The organism is Marinicrinis sediminis (assembly GCF_042685085.1).
GTDB lineage: Bacteria > Bacillota > Bacilli > Paenibacillales > KCTC-33676 > Marinicrinis > Marinicrinis sediminis.
The window spans coordinates 484222-507464 of sequence record NZ_JBHUMM010000043.1; the positions used below are offsets into that span (position 1 = coordinate 484222).

At 51.8% G+C, this 23243-nt stretch carries 5 protein-coding genes; all 5 read left to right on the forward strand.

Going from position 1 to position 23243, the window contains the following annotated elements; genetic code table 11:
- A partial coding sequence (locus ACFSUC_RS16100) for an amino acid adenylation domain-containing protein (RefSeq protein WP_379930651.1) occupies positions 1 to 4993 on the forward strand: 4993 nt, incomplete at its 5' end.
- An 88-nt stretch (positions 4994 to 5081) separates the two neighbouring features.
- Positions 5082 to 6776 (forward strand): CPBP family intramembrane glutamic endopeptidase, encoded by a 1695-nt coding sequence (locus ACFSUC_RS16105; protein WP_379930652.1) that lies wholly within the window; start codon positions 5082 to 5084, stop codon positions 6774 to 6776.
- 80 nt (positions 6777 to 6856) lie between these two features.
- On the forward strand, positions 6857 to 14302 hold the full coding sequence (locus tag ACFSUC_RS16110) for an HAD-IIIC family phosphatase (RefSeq protein WP_379930653.1): 7446 nt from the start codon (positions 6857 to 6859) through the stop codon (positions 14300 to 14302).
- A gap of 12 nt (positions 14303 to 14314) precedes the next feature.
- Positions 14315 to 18271: an amino acid adenylation domain-containing protein gene (locus ACFSUC_RS16115; protein WP_379930654.1), complete on the forward strand. Its 3957-nt coding sequence runs from the start codon at positions 14315 to 14317 to the stop codon at positions 18269 to 18271.
- Between the two features lie 71 nt (positions 18272 to 18342).
- Positions 18343 to 23223 carry an amino acid adenylation domain-containing protein gene (locus tag ACFSUC_RS16120; protein ID WP_379930655.1) on the forward strand — a complete coding sequence of 1627 codons (4881 nt, stop codon included), beginning with the start codon at positions 18343 to 18345 and terminating at the stop codon, positions 23221 to 23223.
- The last annotated feature ends 20 nt before the right edge of the window (positions 23224 to 23243 follow it).

Genomic DNA, 23243 nt, shown 5'->3' on the forward strand with positions numbered 1-23243 from the left:
GCTGCAAGGAGCCGGCCTGCACCTTCTGGAGCCAGGCGGGGAGAAGGACCCGAGTGCGATCATCCAGGCGATCGAGCACGCTGGCATTACGGTAATGCACTTTGTCCCATCGATGCTGCAGCTGTTCCTGGATTATGTGAAAGCTCATCCGGATCAGGTAGAGCGGCTACGGACGCTGAAGCATGTTTTTGCCAGCGGTGAAGCGCTGACGATTCCGCAGGTTGAGGACTTTTATGCCCTGCTGGGAGCGTCGGGTGCGAAGCTGATTAACCTGTACGGACCGACAGAGGCGACCATCGACGTGTCGTATTATGACTGTCAGCCGGCAGAGGTGCGAAGAAGCATCCCGATCGGCAAACCGATTGACAACATTCGCCTGTACATCGTCAATGAACAGCATCAGCTGCAGCCGATAGGCGTAGCCGGAGAGCTGTGCATCTCGGGCGTAGGTCTGGCCAGAGGCTACCTGAACCGGGAAGAGTTGACGAAGGAGAAATTCGTGGACAACCCGTTTGAGCCCGGAGAGCGGATGTACAAGACAGGAGATTTGGCGAGATGGCAGGCAGACGGTACGATCGAATACCTGGGCCGGACGGACTTCCAGGTGAAGATCCGGGGCTACCGGATTGAGCTAGGCGAGATCGAGCACGAATTGTTGCAACATGAAGCCGTGAGTGAAACGGTGGTCACAGCCGTTGAGGATGCGACAGGAAGCAAGGCGCTGTGTGCGTATGTGGTGAGTAGCCGGGAAGTGACAGCAGGCGAGCTGAAAGAGCATTTGCTGCAGGAACTGCCAGACTACATGGTTCCGGCGTACTTTGTGAGACTGGAGCGGATGCCGCTGACGGCAAACGGCAAGGCGGACCGCAAGGCACTGCCGAAACCGGAGCAGGACAAGCTTGCCAATCATGCGGATTATATCGCACCGAAACCTGGAACACAGCAGCACTTGGCTGAGATGTGGACGGAACTGCTCGGCGTCGAGCAGGTTGGTGCGGAAGATGATTTCTTCCATTTGGGCGGACATTCACTCAAAGCCGTTCAACTGACCGTTGCCATTCAGAAAACGCTGGGCGCTGAAGTGAGTTTGCGGGAAGTATTTGCCCACTCTCGTCTGGATCGATTGGCGGAATGGGTAGATCAGAAACAGCCGGAAGCCTTCACAGCGATTCCTGAACTCGAAGAGGCACCGTACTATGCGCTTTCTTCTGGTCAAACGAGACTGTATCTGCTGCACCAGATGGAACATGTCGGTACGAGCTACCATCTTCCTGCCGCCATGCGGATATCTGGAAAGCTGAATCTCCAGGCTTTCAAAACGGCCTTTGAACAAGTCATCAGCCGACACGAAAGCTTGCGTACGACCTTTGAGATGCAAGACGGTCGTCCGGTGCAAGTGATTCATAAAGGCTTCGAATTCCAGCTGGAACAATTGGAAGGGACGGGATCGGGTCAGGCTGACGAGATCGATAAGCCGCAAGCAGTGGATGAAATGATCCGTCAATTTATTCGTCCGTTCAATTTGAAAGAGCTTCCTTTATTCCGAGTCGGTATTCATTCATTCGACGATGAACATCATTTGCTGTTGTTCGATATGCACCACTTAATTGCAGATGGACTGTCTATCGCCCGATTGCAAGAGGATGTCATTACGGCATACGAGCACGGCGAACTGGATAGGCTGCCTGTTCAATATCGGGATTATGCGCATTGGTCAACCCAGCAGCTTGACGGAGATCGAATGCAGAATCATGAACAATATTGGCTGGCGCAGTATGCGGACGGGGTGCCGATTTCCCAGATCCCTACCGACTACCCAAGACCTGCCGTCAAAGGATATGCAGGCAGTCAGATCGTCAAGCTGCTTACAGCGGAAGAGACCCTTCACTTGCGAGCGCTGGCGATCAAGGAGCGAGTGACGCTCACCACCATTATGATGGCAGCATTCTCCCGACTGATGATGGCATGGAGCGGACAAAGAGATGTGGTTATCGGCACACCGGTATCCGGTCGAACCCATAGTGATGTCGAGCAGCTCATCGGTATGTTCGTGAATACCTTGCCGATTCGGATGAAAGATGAAACGGAAAGCGAACTGTCAATTCGACAGTGGCTGCTGCACACCAGCGAGCATTTGCTGGAATCGATGGAGCATCAGGCTTATCCATTTGACCAACTGGTAGAAAAATTAAATGTGGCACGCGATATGAGTCGCAATCCATTATTTGATGTCATGTTCGTCATGCAAAATACAGGCGTACTTCAGTTTGAGAGCCAGCAATTTGATATGGAGCATGTCCAGGTCAATCATCCACAAGCTAAGTTTGATCTGACACTGGAAGTGTTGGAGCAGGAGGATGGCTGCTCTTTGCGGTTTGAATACAGCACCGCGCTGTTCCATGAAAGCACGATTCAGCGGATGGCGGATGCCTACTGCTGGCTCTTGGAACAAATCGCGGCGGCTTCACCGGAACAAAAGGTAATCGACCTGCAATTGCTGAGACCTGAAGAACAGCAGCACATGATGGAGAGCTGGAACCGCACGGAAGCGCCGTTCCCGGATCAACATCTGCTGCACGAGCGGTTCGAGGAACAGGTCGCCCGTCACCCGCATCGCCAGGCGATCAGCTTTGGTCATGAGAGCCTGACGTATGCAGAGCTGAATGCCCGTTCGAACCGACTGGCCCGTTACTTGCAGCAACACGGCGTGGAGCCGGACAGCCGGGTCGCCATTCTAAGTCCACGCAAACTGGATATGATGATCGGCATTTTCGCCGTTCTCAAAGCCGGAGGCGCCTATGTCCCGATTTCACCGGACTTTCCGGAAGATCGAATCGCCTACATGCTGGAGGACAGCGGAGCAAGTCTGGTGCTTCGCGGTTGCCAGACTGACATCCCTTCGCAGATCGATGCTTCCGAACGGATGATCATCGATTTGGACGACGATGCACCGTGGCGTGAGCTGGACGAATCGAATCTGTCTCGAAGCACCGCACCGGACAAGCTGGCTTATATGATCTACACCTCCGGTTCCACCGGAAAGCCGAAGGGAACGATGATCGAGCACCGGGCGGTGATCAATCGTCTGCACTGGATGCAAAAGCGCTATCCGCTTGGAGAAGCCGATACGATTTTGCAAAAAACGCCGTATACCTTTGACGTATCGGTGTGGGAGCTGTTTTGGTGGTCACTGGAAGGAGCCGGCCTGCACCTTCTGGAGCCAGGCGGGGAGAAGGACCCGAGTGCGATCATCCAGGCGATCGAGCAAGCTAGCATTACGGTAATGCACTTTGTCCCATCGATGCTGCAGCTGTTCCTGGATTATGTGAAAGCCCATCCGGATCAGGCAGAGCGGCTACGGACGCTGAAGCATGTTTTTGCCAGCGGTGAAGCGCTGACGATCCCGCAGGTTGAAGACTTTTACGCCCTGCTGGGAGCGTCGGGTGCGAAGCTGATTAACCTGTACGGACCGACAGAGGCGACCATCGACGTGTCGTATTATGACTGTCAGCCGGCAGAGGTACGAAGAAGCATACCGATCGGCAAACCGATTGACAACATTCGCCTGTACATCGTCAATGAGCAGCATCAGCTGCAGCCGATAGGCGTAGCCGGGGAGCTGTGCATCTCGGGTGTAGGTCTGGCCAGAGGCTACCTGAACCGGGAAGAGTTGACGAAGGAGAAATTCGTGGACAACCCGTTTGAGCCCGGAGAGCGGATGTACAAGACAGGAGATTTGGCGAGATGGCAGGCAGACGGCACGATCGAATACCTGGGCCGGACGGACTTCCAGGTGAAGATCCGGGGCTACCGGATTGAGCTAGGCGAGATCGAGCACGAATTGTTGCAGCATGAAGCCGTGAGTGAAACGGTGGTTACAGCCGTTGAGGATGCGACAGGAAGCAAGGCGCTGTGTGCGTATGTGGTGAGCAGCCGGGAAGTGACGGCAGGCGAGCTGAAAGAGCATTTGCTGCAGGAACTGCCAGACTACATGGTTCCGGCGTACTTTGTGAGACTGGAACGGATGCCGCTGACGGCAAACGGCAAGGCGGACCGCAAGGCACTGCCGAAGCCGGAGCAGGACAAGCTTGCATCGGGTACAGCCTACGTGGCCCCTCGCACGCCACTGGAGAAGGAACTGGTGGAGATATGGAGAGAGTGGGTAGGCAGCAGTCAGCAGATTGGCATTCAAGATAATTTCTTCGATATTGGTGGAAATTCATTACTACTGCTTAAAGTCCATCATGAGCTGGAAAAACGGTATGGCAACTGGATTCAAGTAACGGATTTATTCGCCAACGCCACAATTGAACAGCTGGCAGCATGCATTGAAGCACACCAAAAGCTGGACAATCGTGAACTCGCTCCGCCGCTTGTGCAACTGCCAGAACAGGCCTTTGCCTCGACAACAGATCGTCATCGTGCAAGTGGCTTCAAGATCAGACTCGCCGGCGGCAGCTATCCGCAAGGGATTGTCTCCGCTCATGATCTGGAGAGTGTACTCAGTGCAGCCTGGATGTATTTGTTTGCCCAGTTGAACAAGCAGACCGAGGTGGCCATTTTGACACTGGTTGATCCGCAGCATGGCATGAAACTGGCGCGCAATCTGAATGAGTTCGGCAGTATTGAGCTTCTCGTTCAATCGTTGTCCGATCAATTCGGCGATACGGAGCCGGACAAGCCGTCTTTCTATCAGGTCGGGCATATGCAACAGTGGAAGAAATCTGCTGTTCCTGCCGCTGAAAGCTTGCAGATCCGAGCGGTATGTGCACGGAAAAAGGATGCCGGTTTGTGGCAGACAGATGACGGCACCTGTGACCTGATTCTGACTTATCAGCGAGTCGGAGAAGAGCTGGAGCTGGAGTTGCAATATGATGGCTTTGTCCTGAAAAAGGCGGCAGTGAAGCAAATGTTTGAACAGTATGCCAAGCTGCTGAAGATTCTGACCAAGCAGCTTAAGCCTCTGCAGGAAACGGCAGCAAGGTCACAATAACAGAAATGGCAAGCGGCCATCTGGCTGAAAACATCTATCATATAAACCCCCGCCCTCCAATCCAATGGGCGGGGAAGAGGAGGATAAAATGAATAAGTATGCGTCAGCGTTATTATGGTTAGTGGTCTATCTGGTCTGTTACTGGGCAGTATTTACCTTGCAGGATAACATCAAGGCCAGTAATCCTTCTTACAGCCAGTGGTTGGAAAACGACGTACCCATTTGGTTGATGATCAATTTCGGTGCTCTGTTCGTGGTCATGTTTATCGTGTCGATGATTCGGAAAGCGGTCACGAAAGGAGAATATCCCGGTTTTATCGCAAATGCAGGCTTCAATTTGCTGACTCGCAAGCAATTTATGATTCTGGTCGGGATTGGACTGTTTGGCGCGTTGTGGTTCACAAGCACGATGTATTTACCTTTCCTGCCTACTCAGGCGGCGAATGAAATGCAAAGCTATGTCGATGTATTTGGAACGGCAGGCAAGTTTTTCTTCACGATTGTCGGAGTAGGTCTGGCAGGGGCATTTTTCGAGGAAATTTTCTTCCGCGGCATTGTGATGAACGAATTGAAGCGGATCTCACCTATTGCAGTCGTCCTGATCATCCAGGCATTGATTTACGGGGTCTTCCAACCCAATACGACCGTAACGGTGATCGCCACCTTCCTGGGACTGATGTACGGTTTCATCTACCACAAAGTGAAGTCCATGTGGTCTACGATTACCATAGCAGTCAGTGTAAATATTTTAATTATGAGCTTTGCAGAATTCGGACTGGTCAAGCAATTTTCCACACTGGCACCTCCTGTGCTGGCCGTGATCTCCATCGCTTCGCTCGCCGGAATGGTATTCCTGTTGTGGACGCTCTGGAAATATGAGAATTCTCCGCAAGTAGCAGCAGACAAAGAAAAGCTGAAGGATATCAAGCAATCCAAGTCTTATCGTTTCTACGTCATGGTGGGCAAGGTCGCCCTTTACATTGCCATTTATTTTGTCGTCATGCAGCCACTGGTGTATTACTGGTATGAATGGTTCGTTCCAAATTTGGGTGCACTAGGTGAATTCATGGCCGTGCACGGAGAATGGGGGTTAATCGTAAACGATCTGATTGTGATTCCGATCTATGCCTGGATTATTTATCGCTATGAGAACCGGAATCCATTGAAAGTTTGGAATTTTTCGCCGATTTCCATGAATACAACCGCCGTTACGTTTTTGTTATCGATTGCCATGGGTGTATGGGTAACCAGTATTGCCAAAATTCCGTATGTGGAGGATACATTTCCACAATTCGAAGGCCTGTTCGCCTTTTTGCTGGGACCGTCATTGGTGCATTTCTTGATCTTCTTGATTATTCATTCCATCTATAAGGAAGTCTTGTTCCGAGGTCTGATCTTCAATGCGCTCCGTGCAGCAGTACCGCTATGGCTTGCCATTCTCGCGGATGCCGTGATCTATGGCTTCCTGTTCTTCCAGCTCGACCCGGCACTCACCTTGTATGGTGGCATGGGAACCGTTATCTTCTGTCTGCTCTATGTATGGCATCGCTCCCTGTGGACACCGATTGTCGCGCAAATTGGTTTGTTCGGAACGTATTATGTGACTCGGAAAATATATACCACGTATGAGATCGGGTTCAATTACGGTTTTATCATCGCGATTTTGGTCAGCTCGGTCATTGTTGTGGTAACGAAATACTACTTGTTCAAAACTCGTCAGACTTCTACTCCAACTCAAACGTCCGTACCGGTAGGCAAAAACACCGGACAGGTTTCTGTCTAACCTGGATGAGACACGGACGGCATGCAATCAATCCGATAACGAAGGCTGACATCGAGATCAAACATTAAGGAGGTGGAGACATGTTGGATTTGAACCTGCTGGATTTAGAAGATTTGTCCGAAGATGAAACCGTAATCGAAATGACAGAAATGGATGAAGAAACCCCGAAACGGGACGTCGCGATTATTGGAATGTCGGCCCGATATCCAAAATCAGAGGATCTGGCTGCATTTTGGGATAGCCTGAAGCAGGGCATGGATGCGGTTGGCGCTTTTCCGCAACAGAGAAAACAGGATATTGAAGCCTATTTGCAGCAACTCGGCTATGACACCGACATTCCCTTTCATGATGGCGCGTATTTAGATGAAATCAGTCAATTTGATCCCTCTTTCTTCAAGCTGAGTCCGAAGGAAGCAGAGCTGATGAATCCGAATCAGCGCATCTTCCTGGAAATGGCCTGGCGCGCAGTGGAAAACGCCGGCTATGGAGCCGGACAACTGAAAGGAAGCAACACAGGTGTCTATATCGGGTATACAGCCGACATGTTTCATGACTATAAAAAATATCTCCATGAGATGGCACCCGATTTTGCATCTATGGCCATTCCGGGGAACTTAACCTCTGTCATTGCAGGCCGAATCAGTTACTGGATGGATTTGAAAGGACCGGCGGTGTCGATGGATACCGCCTGCTCCTCCTCGCTGGTCGCCATTTACATGGCCTGTCAGGCGATACGTAACGGAGATTGCGACATGGCGCTGGCAGGAAGTGTGAAGACGCTGCTTGCGCCGATTGATACCGGCATGCGAATTGGCATCGAAGCCTCGGATGCCAGAGCGAAGCCGTTTGACGCCCATTCTGATGGCACAGGCATGGGGGAAGGGGCAGCGTGCCTGCTGCTGAAACCACTAGATCTGGCGCTGGAAGATCGGGATCACATTTATGCTGTGATCAAGGGCGGGGCCATCAATCAGGATGGCAGCTCTGTCGGGATTACAGCACCCAATGTCGAAGCTCAGGAAAAAGTCATCGTCTCGGCATGGAAGGATGCAGAGATTGACCCGGAAACGGTCGGATACATCGAAGCCCATGGAACCGGAACGAAGCTCGGCGATCCGATCGAAATAGAAGGTGTGACCCGTGCATTCCGCCGGTTTACGAACAAGACCCAATTTTGCAGCATTGGCAGTGTGAAGAGCAATCTGGGTCATCTGGACAATGCAGCCGGTGTGACGGGAGTTGTCAAAGCCGTAATGGCGGTCAAAGAAGGCTGGCTACCGCCGTCCCTTCATTTTCAGGAGCCTAACCCGGCTATTTCCTTTTTGTCCTCTCCGGTTTATGTACAGCGTGAACTGGAGAAGTGGACACCGGAACAAGGGCCTCGTACAGCAGGGGTAAGCAGCTTCGGGATGAGCGGTACGAACTGTCATCTTGTCGTTCAGGAACCTCCTCAGCAGACGGAGCGTTCTGAAGACAATGATGGCGTAGAGGATGCATCTGCTCTGCTCGTCCTGACTGCTCCTACTTTGGCAGGACTGCAGCGGCTCGTTCAGGATTATGCAGATCAGGTGGACCTCTCGCAGCATCGCCTGTCCGATATTTGCTACACCGCGTCCACCGGAAGAAACCATTATCGTTTTCGTCTGGCTGCTTCTGTCACCAGACAAACCTGGAAGACTGTGCTTCATGAGATGAAGCAATTTGTGCTTGAACAGCTTGCTGCAAGGTGGATACAAGCCAACGAACTAGATCAAGGGAACTCGGTTTCTCCTGTATCTGGCGTTGTGCGCGTTCCTGCTGCTTCTACCATTTATTTCGGGGAAGTAGATGCGGGTCAGTCCGTCTCGAATTATTCGATCCAGGGGATAAACGACACGATGGACCAGCTGGGCGATGAGGCATGCAGACAGTTGGCGGAGGCTTATGCAAGTGGCGTCGTAATTCCGTGGAAGACGATGTATGAAGCGATGGAAGCTTATCGAGTTCCGCTGCCTCCTACGCCGCTTGAGCGAGTGCGTCTGTGGCTGGACGGTCAGGTGCAGGCCAAGCCGCAAAGCAGAGCGATCAGGGAAGGTCAATCTGGACATGCTGAAGCGTCCGATCAGGTCATTCAGATGGTTCACGTCAAGCTGACCGATGCCTCAACAGATGATTCGGTTCAGGCTTGGCAACAGCTCGTTGCCAATGTATGGGGCGAGGTGCTTGGATTTGATCAGTTGTCTGCCAGAAGCAACTATTATGAGCTCGGCGGGGATTCAATTCTGGCTCTGCGCATCGTGCAGCGACTGGAACAGGCAGCGGGTGTCAAGCTGCCCGTAGCAGTTCTGATTGAAAAGGAATCCATTGAACAGCTGGCTGCCTATCTGCACGCCGAGTATGGACAGGTGGAACGGAGACCCGCACAGGTACAGCGGCAAGATGCTGTGCAGACGGATCGTATACTGCCCGCAGCTGCGAGTCACGATTATAAGCTGACTCCTTCGCAGCAACGCGTATTTATTCAGGAACAACTGGCCGGTATTTCGACCAGCTATAATATGCCGCAGGCTCTTTGGCTCAAAGGACAGGTCGATGTGAAGCGACTGGAGACGGGCCTGTTGCAACTGATTCAACGGCATGAAGCCCTGCGTACGTCTTTTTCGCTCAAACACGGCTTGCCCGTTCAGCATATACAGGATGCGGTTTCCTTTCAGATGGAGTGTGAGCTTGAAGAGCCGGACAGCCAGCTGCCACACCCGAGTGCCGTCCAAACGATTCGGGACTGGATTCGCCCGTTTTCACTGGCAGAAGCACCGTTGTTTCGTGCAAAGCTGAAAAGATGGGACGCGCATACGTATTTACTGATGACAGACATGCATCATCTCATTGGAGACGGCGCTTCCTCGGCCCTGCTTCTTGCTGAATGGATGCAGCTATATGCCGGAAATGTATTGCCTGCTGTTCCCGTGCAATTTAAAGACTTTGCCGTATGGCAGCAGCAATATCTTGAAAGTGAGGAGCTGGAAACACAACAGCAATACTGGCTGAAGCAATTTGCAGGAGAGCTTCCGGTTCTGGAGCTGGAGACGGACTTTCCGCGGCAAGCCGAGCGTTCGTTCGAAGGAGATACCCATATCGTGCATATCGATGCCAGCCAGCTGGAGCGCGTGAAGGTTTTTGCGCAAGCTGCGAATGCCTCGCTCCACAGTGCGTTGCTGTCAATGTATGCGTACACGCTTATGGAACTCGCAGAGCAAAAAGAAGTCATTATGGGATCGATTGTTTCCGGTCGCCATTATCCGGATGTGCAGCAGACTGTGGGCATGTTTATCAACTATTTGCCGATCCGGTTGCAACAGCGTGCGAAGCGTACAGCCAAAACCTGGACACGCGCTGCCAATCAGACCTTGTTGGAAGCTTATCAGCACCAGGACATTCCATTTGAGCAATTGATTGATGTGCTGGAAGTGGAGACGTCCTCTGATCGAAATCCGTTGTATGACACGATGCTGGTGTTCCATAACGAACATTTGCTTCAGGAAGCGAACGGTTTACAGGCTGACGGCCTCCCGTTTACGGTGGAATTGGTGGAGCTGCCGCTTGATACTGCCACGCTCGACTTGAAGCTGGATGTCATTCTGGAGCAGCAAGGCGGTTGCTCCTTCCTGTTCAATTACAATCGCAATCTGTTTACAGCAGAAACGGTGGAATGGATCGCGAAGCAATTCTTCGAAGTTATGGAGGCCTTTGTTCAGGGGCCGGATGAAGCATTGAAGACATCTGTCCAGCTTGAACCGATCGCTTCCTGGCATGAAAAACGCAAATCATCGAGCAAGATCCGCAAGGAAAACGGTCAGGCGGCAGTGCGTATGGCGGTCAGCGCCAGCTTTACCGCAGATCCAATCGTAGAGCCGTTGCAGTGGTGGGCTGCTCTCATGGGTTATGAAGTGTCGGTGGAAATGGCTCCCTATCATCAGGCTTTTCAGGAACTGCTAAATCCGCAAAGTCTGCTTTCTACAAACGTAGGCTTAAATGTACTCCTGCTTCGACTGGAGGATTGGGTGCGGGATCAAGAACTGGCCAGTGAAGAGGCACAACTCGCTTCGATTGAGCGCACGGCCAGTGAACTGTTGCAGGCGATTCGTCAGCAACACCGAAGCAGTCCGCTTCTGATTCTGACTTTTCCGCTGGATGCGGGATTGTCGTGGAGTGACCAGGCTCGTTTACAATTGGTTGAACATTATGATAAATGGATGCAGGAGCTGGATCAGATTGCAGACTGTTACCTCATCCGCATGGAGGATGCCTTCCAGCGTGAGGGGGTTCATTCTTTCTATGATGCGATCTCAGATCGATCCGGACATGTACCCTATACAGAGGAAGCCTTCCTGGTTATGGCGGCGGAAATTACGCGTAAACTGGACGCGCGCCAGCGTCAGCCATTCAAGGTCATTGCCCTTGATTGTGACAATACGTTATGGGAAGGCGTATGTGGTGAATCCGGTCTCGATGTGACCATCACGTCTGCCCATCAGCGCCTGCAACAGAAGATGGTGGACCTTTCCCGTGAGGGAATGATGATTACACTGCTAAGCAAGAACGTGGAGCAGGATGTGTGGCATGTTCTGGACCAGCATCCGGACATGATCCTGAAGCGTGAGCATCTCGTAGGTGCCAAGATCAACTGGCTGCCAAAGTCCGACAATATCAAGCAGCTCGCCAAGGAACTGAATGTAGGTCTGGACAGTTTTATCTTCATGGATGACAACCCGATGGAAATCAGTGAGATGCTGGCCAACGCGCCGTCTGTCCTGTCCATTCCACTTCCGAAATCAATAGCTTCTCTGCCCAACTGGATGGATCACATCTGGGCGCTCGATCGCTTCAGTGTGACAGAGGAAGATCGCAAGCGCACCTCCATGATGAGAGCAGAGGTACAGCGCAAGGAATATCAGCATCAGCATGCCGATTCTCTGGATGATTTTCTGAGCAGTCTGGACATTGTGCTTGATATTCAGCCCCTGTCTGAAGCCCATGTTCCAAGAGCTTCACAGCTGACTATGCGAACGAATCAGTTCAATCTCAGTACGATCCGCAGAACAGAAGCGGAGATTGAGGCGCTTCAACAGCAGCAGCATACGTATCTCTGGACCATTCAGGTACGGGATCGCTTCGGTGACTATGGTCTGGTCGGACTCCTGATTGCTCGTCAAGAGGAACAGGTCTTGCACCTCGATACTTTCCTCATGAGCTGTCGTGTTTTGGGACGAAAGGTTGAAGTGGGCTTACTGAGCTTCCTGAAGGAATGGACGGCGCAACATGAGGTAGATACCATTCAGGCGCGATTTGTTCCGACAGCGAAAAACGTTCCATTCAAACAATTTCTGGAGGAGACCAACTGGTTGGTTACAGATGAAACCAGCGAGTACGTGGACTGGAAACTGTCGCGAAGCGCCCTGCCTGATGCTCCGGCACAGTTGACGATTCACTCGGGCACATCAGACCGTAATCAGGCAAAGGAACAGGTGGCAGAAACTTCGGCTGTATATGCGTTCTCCCGGTTGGAAGAGGGAGAAGATACGGTTGCGGCTGGCAGTGAGCTCGCCCAGGCTGATCGTTCAGAGCCTTCAGAGCAACGTTCACCACAAGAAGAGAACGGGACCCATTTTGATCCTGCACATGCCGAGATCAATCATGCGGATGATTTGATTGACCCGCACTGGATGGACGAATACGCGGGTAAGGTCCAACACGATCGACAATATTGGCCGTTGGCCTATGCCAGTGGAAGCAAAATGCGGGAAGCTTATGAAATGAGTCTGGCTTCGACTAGCTCGCTACCGGAAACCGTACAAGTCAGTCAGCCGGTTACAACGGAACGTTCTTCATCGCCATCCGAAGAACCGGTCACAGAGATGGAGAAAGAACTGGCGACCTTGTGGAGTAGCGTATTACGAGCAAATGTGAAAGACCGTCATGCCCATTTCTTCCGTTCCGGAGGGAACTCATTGAAGGCGGTTCAGCTCATTTCGAGAATCCATCAGCAACTTGGGCTGGAATTGTCTATTCCGGCAGTCTTCCAATATCCGACCTTGACGGAAATGGCTGCACTGCTAGCACAGCAATCACATGCCTCATCTGCCGTTTCCATTGACAGGGCGGAGGACAGAGACGATTATCCGGTCACGTCCGCACAACGTCGAATGGTGATGCTGCAGCAGTTTGCAAGTGAAGCTACCTCCATCAATATTCCGATGGCGGTCAAAATTACAGGCCAGCTGGATGTACAGAGATTGCACCATGCTATTCACCAGGTCATTGCCCGACATGAAGCGTTACGCACCCGATTTGCCTGGAAAAATGGTGCACTTGTCCAGCACATTGCAGATCAGGTGTCCCTGGAATTCCCGGTACGGCAGGAGCAAGCCCCTTATTCGGAAGAGGTCGTTCATGAGCAGTTGCGCTCCTTTATCCGTCCGTTCCAGGTAGAAGAGGGGCCATTATTCAGATGTGCGCTCATCCAGTTTGAAGCGTGTGCGGAAAACGGTCAAACAGCGGTGTTGATGCTGGATGTCCATCACAGTATTGCGGATGGCGTATCCTTGGCCGTGCTTTATCAGGATCTGGTGCAGCTGTATCAGAATCGGTTGCTGGAACCGTTGTCCATCCAGTACAAGGATTTCGCAGTATGGCTGCAAAATGAGATGAAACAGCCGCGTATGCAGGAGCAGAAACAATACTGGCTGGATCATTTGACCAATTATCAGCCATTCGCGCTTGCAACGAGTGGCGCACAGTCTGACGCCTCATCCCATGCGGGAGAGCGTATCTATGTGAAGGGAGATCCTGATCTGGCGGATGTGCTGTCACAAACTGCTGAAGCCTGGGGTTCGACAGTGAATAGTTTGTTGCTGTCCGGATTGTATGTGCATTTGGCCCAGCAATTGAATCGAGCGGATCTGGTGATCGGGATGCCGACAGCGGGAAGAAATCAAGCCCAGCTTGATTCACTCGTCGGGATGTTCGTCAACACGCTTCCGCTTCGTCAGCAATTGTCCCCTGATCACACATTTGACCAACTGGTGTCACAAGTTCAGTCATCAGTTGAGCAAGCTCTGCAAAATCAGATGTATCCATATGAAGAAATGGTACAGGATCAGGCTGTTGGGGGTCATACACCGGCACTCGTATCGGGCTTGCTGGTCATGCAGAACATGGAGTGGGGAGAACTGAGTTTTGCCGGCATGCAGTGGGAACCGGTTCCGGTCATGCTGGACAATGCCATGATGGATTTTACGCTCCAGGCCAGTCAGGCACAAGACGGAGCATGGACCTTTATGCTGGAATACCGCTCGGCTGTCTGGTCGCATGGAGAGGCGGTACAGTGGCTGGAGCAATACTTGCGTACATTGACGGAATTACTGAAATCTCCATCGAACCTGCCGATCCCGATGCTGGCAAATCTCCAGATGTCACCGGAGAAGAAGCCGATTGAGGTCACGCGTACGGAAGAACGGAACGAACTGGACGATGGATTTGATTTTTAGGAGGAGATCGTATTGAGTACACATTCACATCCAACGGCATCACAGCCTCTCCAATTAGGAGACTCCTTTATACCTGCAAGGGAATACTGGCATGACAAACTGGAGGGAGAGTGGAGAAGCCTCCCTCTCCATACGGATCGGGTAGAACGTGAGACTGGTGGCAAACCGGCATACGCGCAGCGTCATCTCGGGATGGAAGCGGAAGTGGCTTCCAGGCTGGATGCGCTTTGCAAAGGAAAAGACCTGCTTACCTTTGTTGCCTTCAGTGCAGCGGTGAAGATTCTGTTCTCAAAATTGACCGGGGAAAAAGAAGTCTCGATCGTTTCGCCTGTGTACAATGCTTATCCAGATGACCGGAAGCACAACTTTGCGGTATTGCTGAATACATGCCTGCACGGGGACTGGAGCTTCAAGCAAGGTTTGAAAGAAGTCAATCAGACCGTCTCAGAGGCGTACAAGCATCAGTATTATCCGATTGGATCGCTCACAGAAGAACTCGGCATTGATTTTGCGGATGCAGCCAAAATCGTATGCGACTATGATGCGATCCATGATCATCCTCATTTGCAGACCGATCTGGAGAGTATGCCTTATGCCCTCAGATTTCAATGGGCGAAGCAGGACAACAGTTATGGGGTTACCTTGCACTACCGGACGGATCTGTTTCAGCCTGCATCGGCCGAAGCGATGCTCGGAGCCTTGGCACAATTGCTGGGACAGGCTTCCGCTTCCCCAGAACTGCTGCTTCGAGAGCTCGAGCTGGTTGGACTGGAAGAACAGGAACGGATGCTGGAGGAGCAACATGATGATCAACAGCCAGAATGGTGTGACCTTACGATTCCGGATCTGTTTCGTGAGCAGGTGCGCCTGGCGCCTGATCATACCGCGCTAGTATTTGAAGAAAGCAGCTGGACGTATTCGCAATTGGACCACTGGAGCGATCAGTGGGCAGCACTGCTTCACAGCCGGGACGTTGGAAAAGGTGCAATCGTAGGCTTGATGATGGAACGATCAGCGGAATGGGTTTGTGCCGTGCTTGCCGTACTAAAGGCAGGTGCAGCTTATCTGCCGCTTGACCCTGCATATCCGGAAGAGCGTTTGAATCATATGCTGCAGGACAGTGGATGCGAACTGGTTCTAATCTCGGATTCGCTCACAGCTCGTGCGGCAGAACTTGGGACGGACACCCCGTTTTTGAGTGTGAGTGAATTGCAGTCCGCCTTGCAAATGGCGGATCTGACCGTGCTGAATACGATAGAGATTCAAGCCGGAGATCTCAGCTATATCATTTATACATCAGGCTCTACAGGCAAGCCGAAAGGCGTATTGCTGGAGCATCAGGGGATGGTGAATTTAAGGGAAAGCTTCATTCATCTGCTGGACATTTCCTCAGATGATCGAATTATTCAGTTTGCGAGCAGTTCTTTTGATGCATCTGCGTGGGAAACGTTTATGGCCCTCCTGACGGGCGCCCAGTTGCATATGGTCAGGAAGGAAATCATTGAAGATTTTACATCCTTTACATCCTATATGCAGCGTCAGCGTATAACGGTAGCGACACTTCCGCCGACCTATGCCATTCATCTCGATCCTGCTTCATTGCCAGATATGCGTCTGCTGGTCACGGCTGGCTCAGCTTCCTCCAGTGAGCTGGTGGAGAGATGGCAGCCTCATCTTCAGTATGTGAATGCCTACGGACCGACGGAGACGACGATTTGTGCCACCCTCTGGAAGGCCGATGAATCCACTGATCATGAGACGATGATTCCGATTGGAAAGCCGCTGCTGTATACAGAAGTCTTTATCCTGACGGCTGATGGACAGATGGTCCCGCCGGGATTGCCCGGTGAACTGTGTGTCAGCAGCAGGGGACTGGCAAGAGGATATCATCAGCGCCCGGAACTGACGGAGCAGGTTTTTGTTCCCCATCCGTTTGCCCTCTGCAAGCGCATGTACCGTACCGGAGACTTGGCCAAATATTTGCCAGACGGCAATATCGAATACCTGGGTCGTCTGGATCATCAAGTCAAGATTCGCGGGTTTCGCGTCGAAATCGGCGAAATTGAAAGCAGACTGCAAAGTTTGAACGGGGTGACCAACTCTCTCGTGATGGATCATCAGCGTTCGGACGGCTCCGCTTACTTGTGCGGATATGTGGAAGGCAAGCAGCTAACCGCCTCTCAGCTTCAAAATGGTTTGCTGGAGAAGCTTCCGGACTATATGATCCCGGAGGCGTGGGTCATTGTAGACGAGATGCCACTGACACCAAATGGCAAAATGGATCGGCAGGCACTCAAGGAGCTTCATCAGCAGCAGCGTGAGAGTCGTGTCGATCTCGCAGACGGATCGGAGACTGAGCAGCGTTTGTTTACGATCTGGGCCCAGTTGCTGGAACGGCATGATTTTGGGCTGGATGATCCTTTCTTCGAAATCGGGGGTCAATCCCTGAAAGCGATGACGCTGATTGCGGAGATTCATCGGACGTTCCAATGCCAGATTCGCATCCCGGATCTGCTCGAAGCACAAACGATTCGCTCCCTTGCTGCCTTGATTGAGGCACGCATGAGTCTGTCTGATTCGCAACCGTTCAATGTAGCGATTTCAAAAGCGCCGGTACAGGATACGTATCCGTTGTCATTGGCACAAACCCGGCTCTTCATTCTGAGTCAGCATGAAGATACAGGGCTGACCTACAATGTACCCACGTTGCTGGATTTCAGCGGAGACTTGCAGCAGGACAAGCTTCAAGCGGCGTTCGAAGAGCTTGTCAAGCGGCACGAGTCACTGCGCACGACATTTGAGTGGGCACAGGGGGAACCTGTCCAGCGTATTCATTCGCATATTCCGGTGCAAGTGGACGTGCTTGAGGGGACGGCTGCTGAATCGAGAAATAAGCTGCAAACGTATATCCAGCCATTTGATCTGGAAAAGGGCCCGTTATTCCGCGTCGTTCTTATGCATACGGGTCCGGAGCAAGGTACTCTTCTGATCGACATGCATCATATCATCACCGATGGGGTATCAGTTGGACGTTTGCTGGAGGATCTGGCAGCCCTGTACGAGGGAACGAAATTGCCTGAACTGGCCATCCAGTACAAGGATTTTGCCTACTGGCAGCAGTCTCATCGCGAAAGCGAGGTCTTTCAGCAGGATGAGCAGTTCTGGCGGCAGCAGTTCGAACTGCCGGTTGAACCATTGAATCTGGGACAGACCTATGTGCCGGACAAGATGATGGATACGAGCGGAGAGAGACTGAATCAAACGCTGGATGCGACCCTTACAGGCAAACTGCGGGATTTTTGCCAAACACATGATGTCACGCTGTACATGTTGCTGCTCGGTATCTATAGCTGCACATTGTCCAAATGGTCTGCTCAATCCGATATTGTCGTGGGTACGCCGGTTGCCGGGCGATCGCTGGCAGAGCTTCAGGATGTGGTCGGCATGTTCGTCAATATATTACCGCTGCGTACCGCGATTTCCGGAGAAGATTCCTTCAGCCAAACCATGCAACAAGTGAAAAACCATGTATGGCAGGCTTTTGAACACCAGGATTATCCGTTTGACGAATTGGTGCGGAAACTTCAGGTCAAGCGTGTGCAGGGTCGCAATCCATTGTTTGATGCTTCCTTTGCCTTGCAGAACATGTCCTTCCCTGAAATGCGGTTTGGCGATGTGAAGCTGGCACCACAGCCAGTTCCACTCTCTGTTGCCAAATTTGATTTGACCTTGTGGGCGGTGGAGACTGAGACCGAGATTGAGCTGGAGCTTGAATATGCGATTTACCGCTTCAAAAAGGAAACAGTCGAATCTTTCTTCCAAGCCTTCATGACGGTGCTGGAACAAGTCGTTGAACATCCGGAACGCCCATTGAAAGAAGTGGATATCGTGGATGAAGCGACGAAACAATCCGTGATGAAATCCATTCAACAGGTAGAAGAAGTGATGGATATCGATTTTGATTTTTAAGGGGCACGCCCTGATGAGGATCAGGGCATGCACCCGTCACCTATACACAATCTTATGAAAGGAGGGAGATTATGGATCAGAGACTGCTCAGCTTGGGATTGTTTGAAACCGCGAAGCAATATTGGAGCAAACAATTACAGGATGTAGAGCCTTTTCAGCTAGGATTAACTCGAAAGAAGCATCAGCTTCCCGTATACGGGATCTTCGAGATCCCGATCGAAAAGGAGGTGGCAGCTCGCCTGATCAAGATGGGAAAATCCAAGGATATTTCCGTCTATGTGATTATCCTCTCCATGCTCTCACTCTGGATGCGGAATCTGACCGGACAAAAATCTTTTGTCCCTGTCTCTCCATTGCTGGATATTCAGCATACACAGCTTGCCGCCGCGCTGACAGCAGAGTTGGCGCCGCTGCAAGCAGAACAGGAGGAAGAAGGGGAAGAGGATCACCTGGGGTGGACCCGGACGGGCTATGTCCCGTTCTGTATTGATCTGGAAACCCACACCTGTCTGAAGGATATGCTGCTGCACGTCCAGCCACTCGTGGCAGACGGCTACAAGAATCAACACTATCCTTTGACATCATTAACGGAGCAAATGGGTGTCAGTCAGCAGCAAGGATGGTTTGGCGAATGTCTCGTGTCCATGACTTCGTTGCACGGAGAGCGGATGGAAGAACTGATCCTGCAGCATCAACCGGATTGGTGTCTGAATATCCAGATGCAGGCGGATCAGCTTCATCTCTCTTTGCATTATTTGCAGCACAAATATGAATCCCATGTGATCGAACAGTATGCGTACAGTCTCGCTTATTTCATGAAAAAATTGATCACAGATGTCTATCAGGATGGGCAGAAGATTTCACTTCTGGAACCTGACAGGCAACGGGACTTCGTCAAGGAATTGAACCAGACGACTGCACCGTTTTCGGACGGGGAGCTTATGTTTCAGGCTTTTGAAAAGCAGGCGCGGCTCCAACCGGATGCCATCGCCTTGACAGACGGCGAACAGAACTGTACGTACGGACAACTACAGGAACAGTCGAATCAACTGGCACGGCATCTTCAGACACTTGGGGTAAAGAGCGGAAAAGAAGTCGCCATTATGCTGGATCGAAGCTTTGATATGATCATCGCAACGCTGGCCGTGCTCAAAGCAGGGGGGTCCTACGTTCCTCTGGAGCCGACCTATCCACGCAAACGGGTTGAGACGATCCTGAACGATCTGGATATTTCCATGGTCATTAGCAAGCGGGACATCTTTGACCGCTTTCAGGAAGTCGTTTGGAAACGAAATGAACAGACGGATTTGATCTATGTAGATGTACGGGATGAAGTGCCGGGCACCGAATCGTTGAACACGGATGAGATGATGGAGCTGTGGGATCATGTGGCAGACCGTGCAGACGATGACATTGAGCTGGGAGGATTTCAAAGCAGCTATACAGGATCACCATTTGGCGAAACAGAAGTCGCCGCTTATGTCCAACATGTGGTCGGTCTCGTCCAGCCACACCTTCATCCCGGTGTGCGTGTGCTGGAGGTAGGCTGCGGCGGAGGACATATTACATTGCCGCTAGTTCGCGCAGGAGTGGATGTGCATGCGCTGGACCCTTCGCGCAGTATGCTGGATGCCGTACAGATGAGAGCAGACACCATCAAGGGTGGGCGTCTCAAACTGAATCAGGGCTTCGCCCATGAGCTGGCCCAGTTTGCCGAAGGAACGTACGATGTGATTGTAATGGCCAGTACGGTGCAATTTTTCCCTGGATATCGGTATCTCGAAGCCGTGATCCAGCAAGCGTGGCAGCTGCTTCGACCTGGCGGAACCTTGCTGTTGTCGGACATCCCGTCCCTGCACTTGAAGGAAGCGTACATGGATTCAGTGGCGCAATATCAGCAGACATATGGTCATCAGCCGCGCGCTAAAACCAATTTTGATACCGAGCTCTACGTGCCGGAGCGCTTTTTCACATCGTTTGATAAGGCAGGTGAACTGACGCAACTGGAGAAGCTGGAAATCAGGCATCGACATGATCTGTTTGATAATGAGCTGCAATATCGTTACGATATCCTGCTGCAGAAGAAAGAGGAGGGTACCGAGTCCGAGCAGTCCGTGTTGACTTCTCAAGATGAACGGAACCGTACAGAACACGAGATCAGCGAGGAACAACGTGTCCGCGTCCGCTACTGGACAGGCTGGCATGTGGCCAGTCACGGCACCAATGCTGTCCTGCCGGCAACGCATGCCGATCAGAAAGCATACACCATCTTTACATCCGGTTCTACTGGCACCCCAAAGGGAGTGGAAGTCAACCATCGTTCTGTGGTCAATCTGATGGAATGGGTGAACGGCACCTTTTCTGTATCTGCTCGTGATCGCTTACTGTTTGTGACATCGCTGTGTTTTGATTTGTCTGTCTATGATATTTTCGGAATGCTGTCAGCAGGCGGTACTATTCGGATGGCCTCTGAGGAAGAAGGTCGCTCTCCAGAGCGGCTCGCTCACATCCTGGCCAGCGAACCGATTACGTTTTGGGATTCGGCCCCTGCGGCTTTGCAGCAGCTTGCAGATCATTTCAAGTCCTCACCCGACACATTTGCTGACAGCAAGCTTCGACTCGTCTTCCTGAGCGGGGACTGGATTCCGCTTTCCTTGCCGGACTGCCTGAAAGCCACTTTCCCGGGAGTAGAAGTGATCAGCCTGGGTGGTGCAACAGAAGCGACGGTGTGGTCCAACTTCTATCGGGTCCGACAACTGGAGGAACACTGGGTGAGTGTCCCGTATGGCAGACCTATTCAGAATGCCAGGTACTACGTACTGGATGAGCAGTTGCAGCCGGTTCCCTATCTGTGTGCCGGACAGTTATATATTGCCGGGGATTGCCTGGCGACAGGCTATACGGATGAACAGCTTACCCGTGAGCGTTTCCTCCCAAGCCCTTTTGCCGAAGGCGAGAAGATGTACAAGACAGGAGACATGGCCAGATGGCTGCCAGATGATCAACTCGAGTTTATGGGGAGAGTCGATCATCAGGTGAAAATTAGAGGCTTCCGGGTTGAACTGGGAGAGATTCAAACCCAGTTGATGAGGCATCCATTTGTGAAAGAGGCGCTGGTTGTAGATCGGGAGGAAGCAGAGGGGCACAAAAGTCTGGCTGCATACGTCGTTTACCTGCATCCTGTATCCGTCAAGGAAATGAGGGATTATCTGTCCAGGCTGCTCCCGGGTTACATGATCCCGTCGTATTTTGTCCATCTCCAGGCACTCCCGCTTACGTCGAATGGAAAGCTGGATCGCAAGGCCCTGCCTGATCCGGGCAACTGGATCGAAACAGGGGAGCCATTTGTGGAACCGAGAGATGAGAAAGAACGCGTGATGGCCGAAGTATGGAAAAAGCTGCTGCGTGTCGAGCGAGTGGGCATTCGTGATCGGTTCTTCGATCTTGGCGGCAATTCGATGCAGATCATCCAGGTCACGACCTCTTTGTCAGAGAAGGGATGGAAGATCGCGGTCAAGGATCTGTTTGATTATCAGACGATTGAAGAGCTTGCCGTCCGTATGGAGCAGGTCAGCGATCAGCCAACCGACGGGTTTCAGGAAGGTGAAGTGGTCATTCATCCGAATCTCGCTTACAGTCTGTCGATTCCGAATAATAACAGTAAGCACCACTGGGGCATGCCGAACTTGTATCGCATTCCCGTCCAGCTGGACAGACAAGCGGTCCAAAACGCCGTTCAAACGTTGATCCAGCGTCATGATGCGCTGTCGATCAAAGTGAGAGAAACGGCAGAAGGATGGAGGCAGGTGATCGAGCGATCGAATGACATTCCGTTCCAGAGCTTTGATTTGCCACCTGAAGAAATCAAGGATGAAGAAGTCTTCCCTGTCATTGAAGCCCGGATTCGTGCGTATGAGGATCGCTGCTCCATTGAGGAAGGTCCGCTCTTCTGGGTCATGTACTTTGACCGGGGTGTAGGCAGGGAAAGCTACGTCGTGTATTACTTGCATCACTATTGCTTTGACAAATATTCACTCGATATTTTGCAAGCGGAAATGTTCGAGCTCATTATGGGCTCCCTTCAGCAGAAGGATGTCAAGCTGCCGCCTACAACATCTACATACATGGCTTTTACAGAGGCAATGAAGCGTTACGCCAACGATGAAAGGTGTGAACAGCACCTGGCTTACTGGAGTGAAGTCGCCGAAACAGATTCGGATACGCTGTCGATTCCGGTCCTGGACCCGAACGCCAAATGCTTGAGCCGTAGCTTGGTGTTTACTTCAGATCGCATGCCGATCGCGTCCTTGCTGCAGGCGATTCAGCCGCATATGAAACAATCCGGCATTCAGATGAGCGATGTTTTGACGGCTGCATTCGTTCGAGCCTATTGCAGATGGAGCGGGAAAAACCGCTTGTTCATGAACGTATTTGACAATGGACGGTATCTATACGACGAATCCCTGGATTTGTCGCGAACCGTTGGCTGGATGGCCAGTATGTATCCGGTCTTGTATGCAGATGAACGGCAGGAAGATCTGCTGGACTGGATCAAAAATGTGAAACAGCAGACGGCCCATATTCCAAAAGACAATTCGTACGGATTGCTCCGCTACGTACATGATTCGAAGGACATCCGAGACAAAATGGCTCGCATCCCCTATGCCCAGGTTAATTTCAACTTTCAGGGACAGTTTACCAACCCTGATCAAGAGGGCGAGGCAATTGCTGGCGCGCCGGAGTGGATTCATGTGCCTCCGAGATCCGCGGTTGGTGAAATTGTTCGCGACAATCTGGTGTTGTTCAACTGTGGGATCGAAGATCAAGAGCTATTTATGGATTGGGACTATAGCAAGGATCTGCACTCCGCGGAAATGATCGAACAGTGGGGACAGATATTCAAGAATGAAATCAAGCGCATGACCGAAGCATTGAGTAAACCAATACGATGACGAAGAGAGGAGCTGTTGTT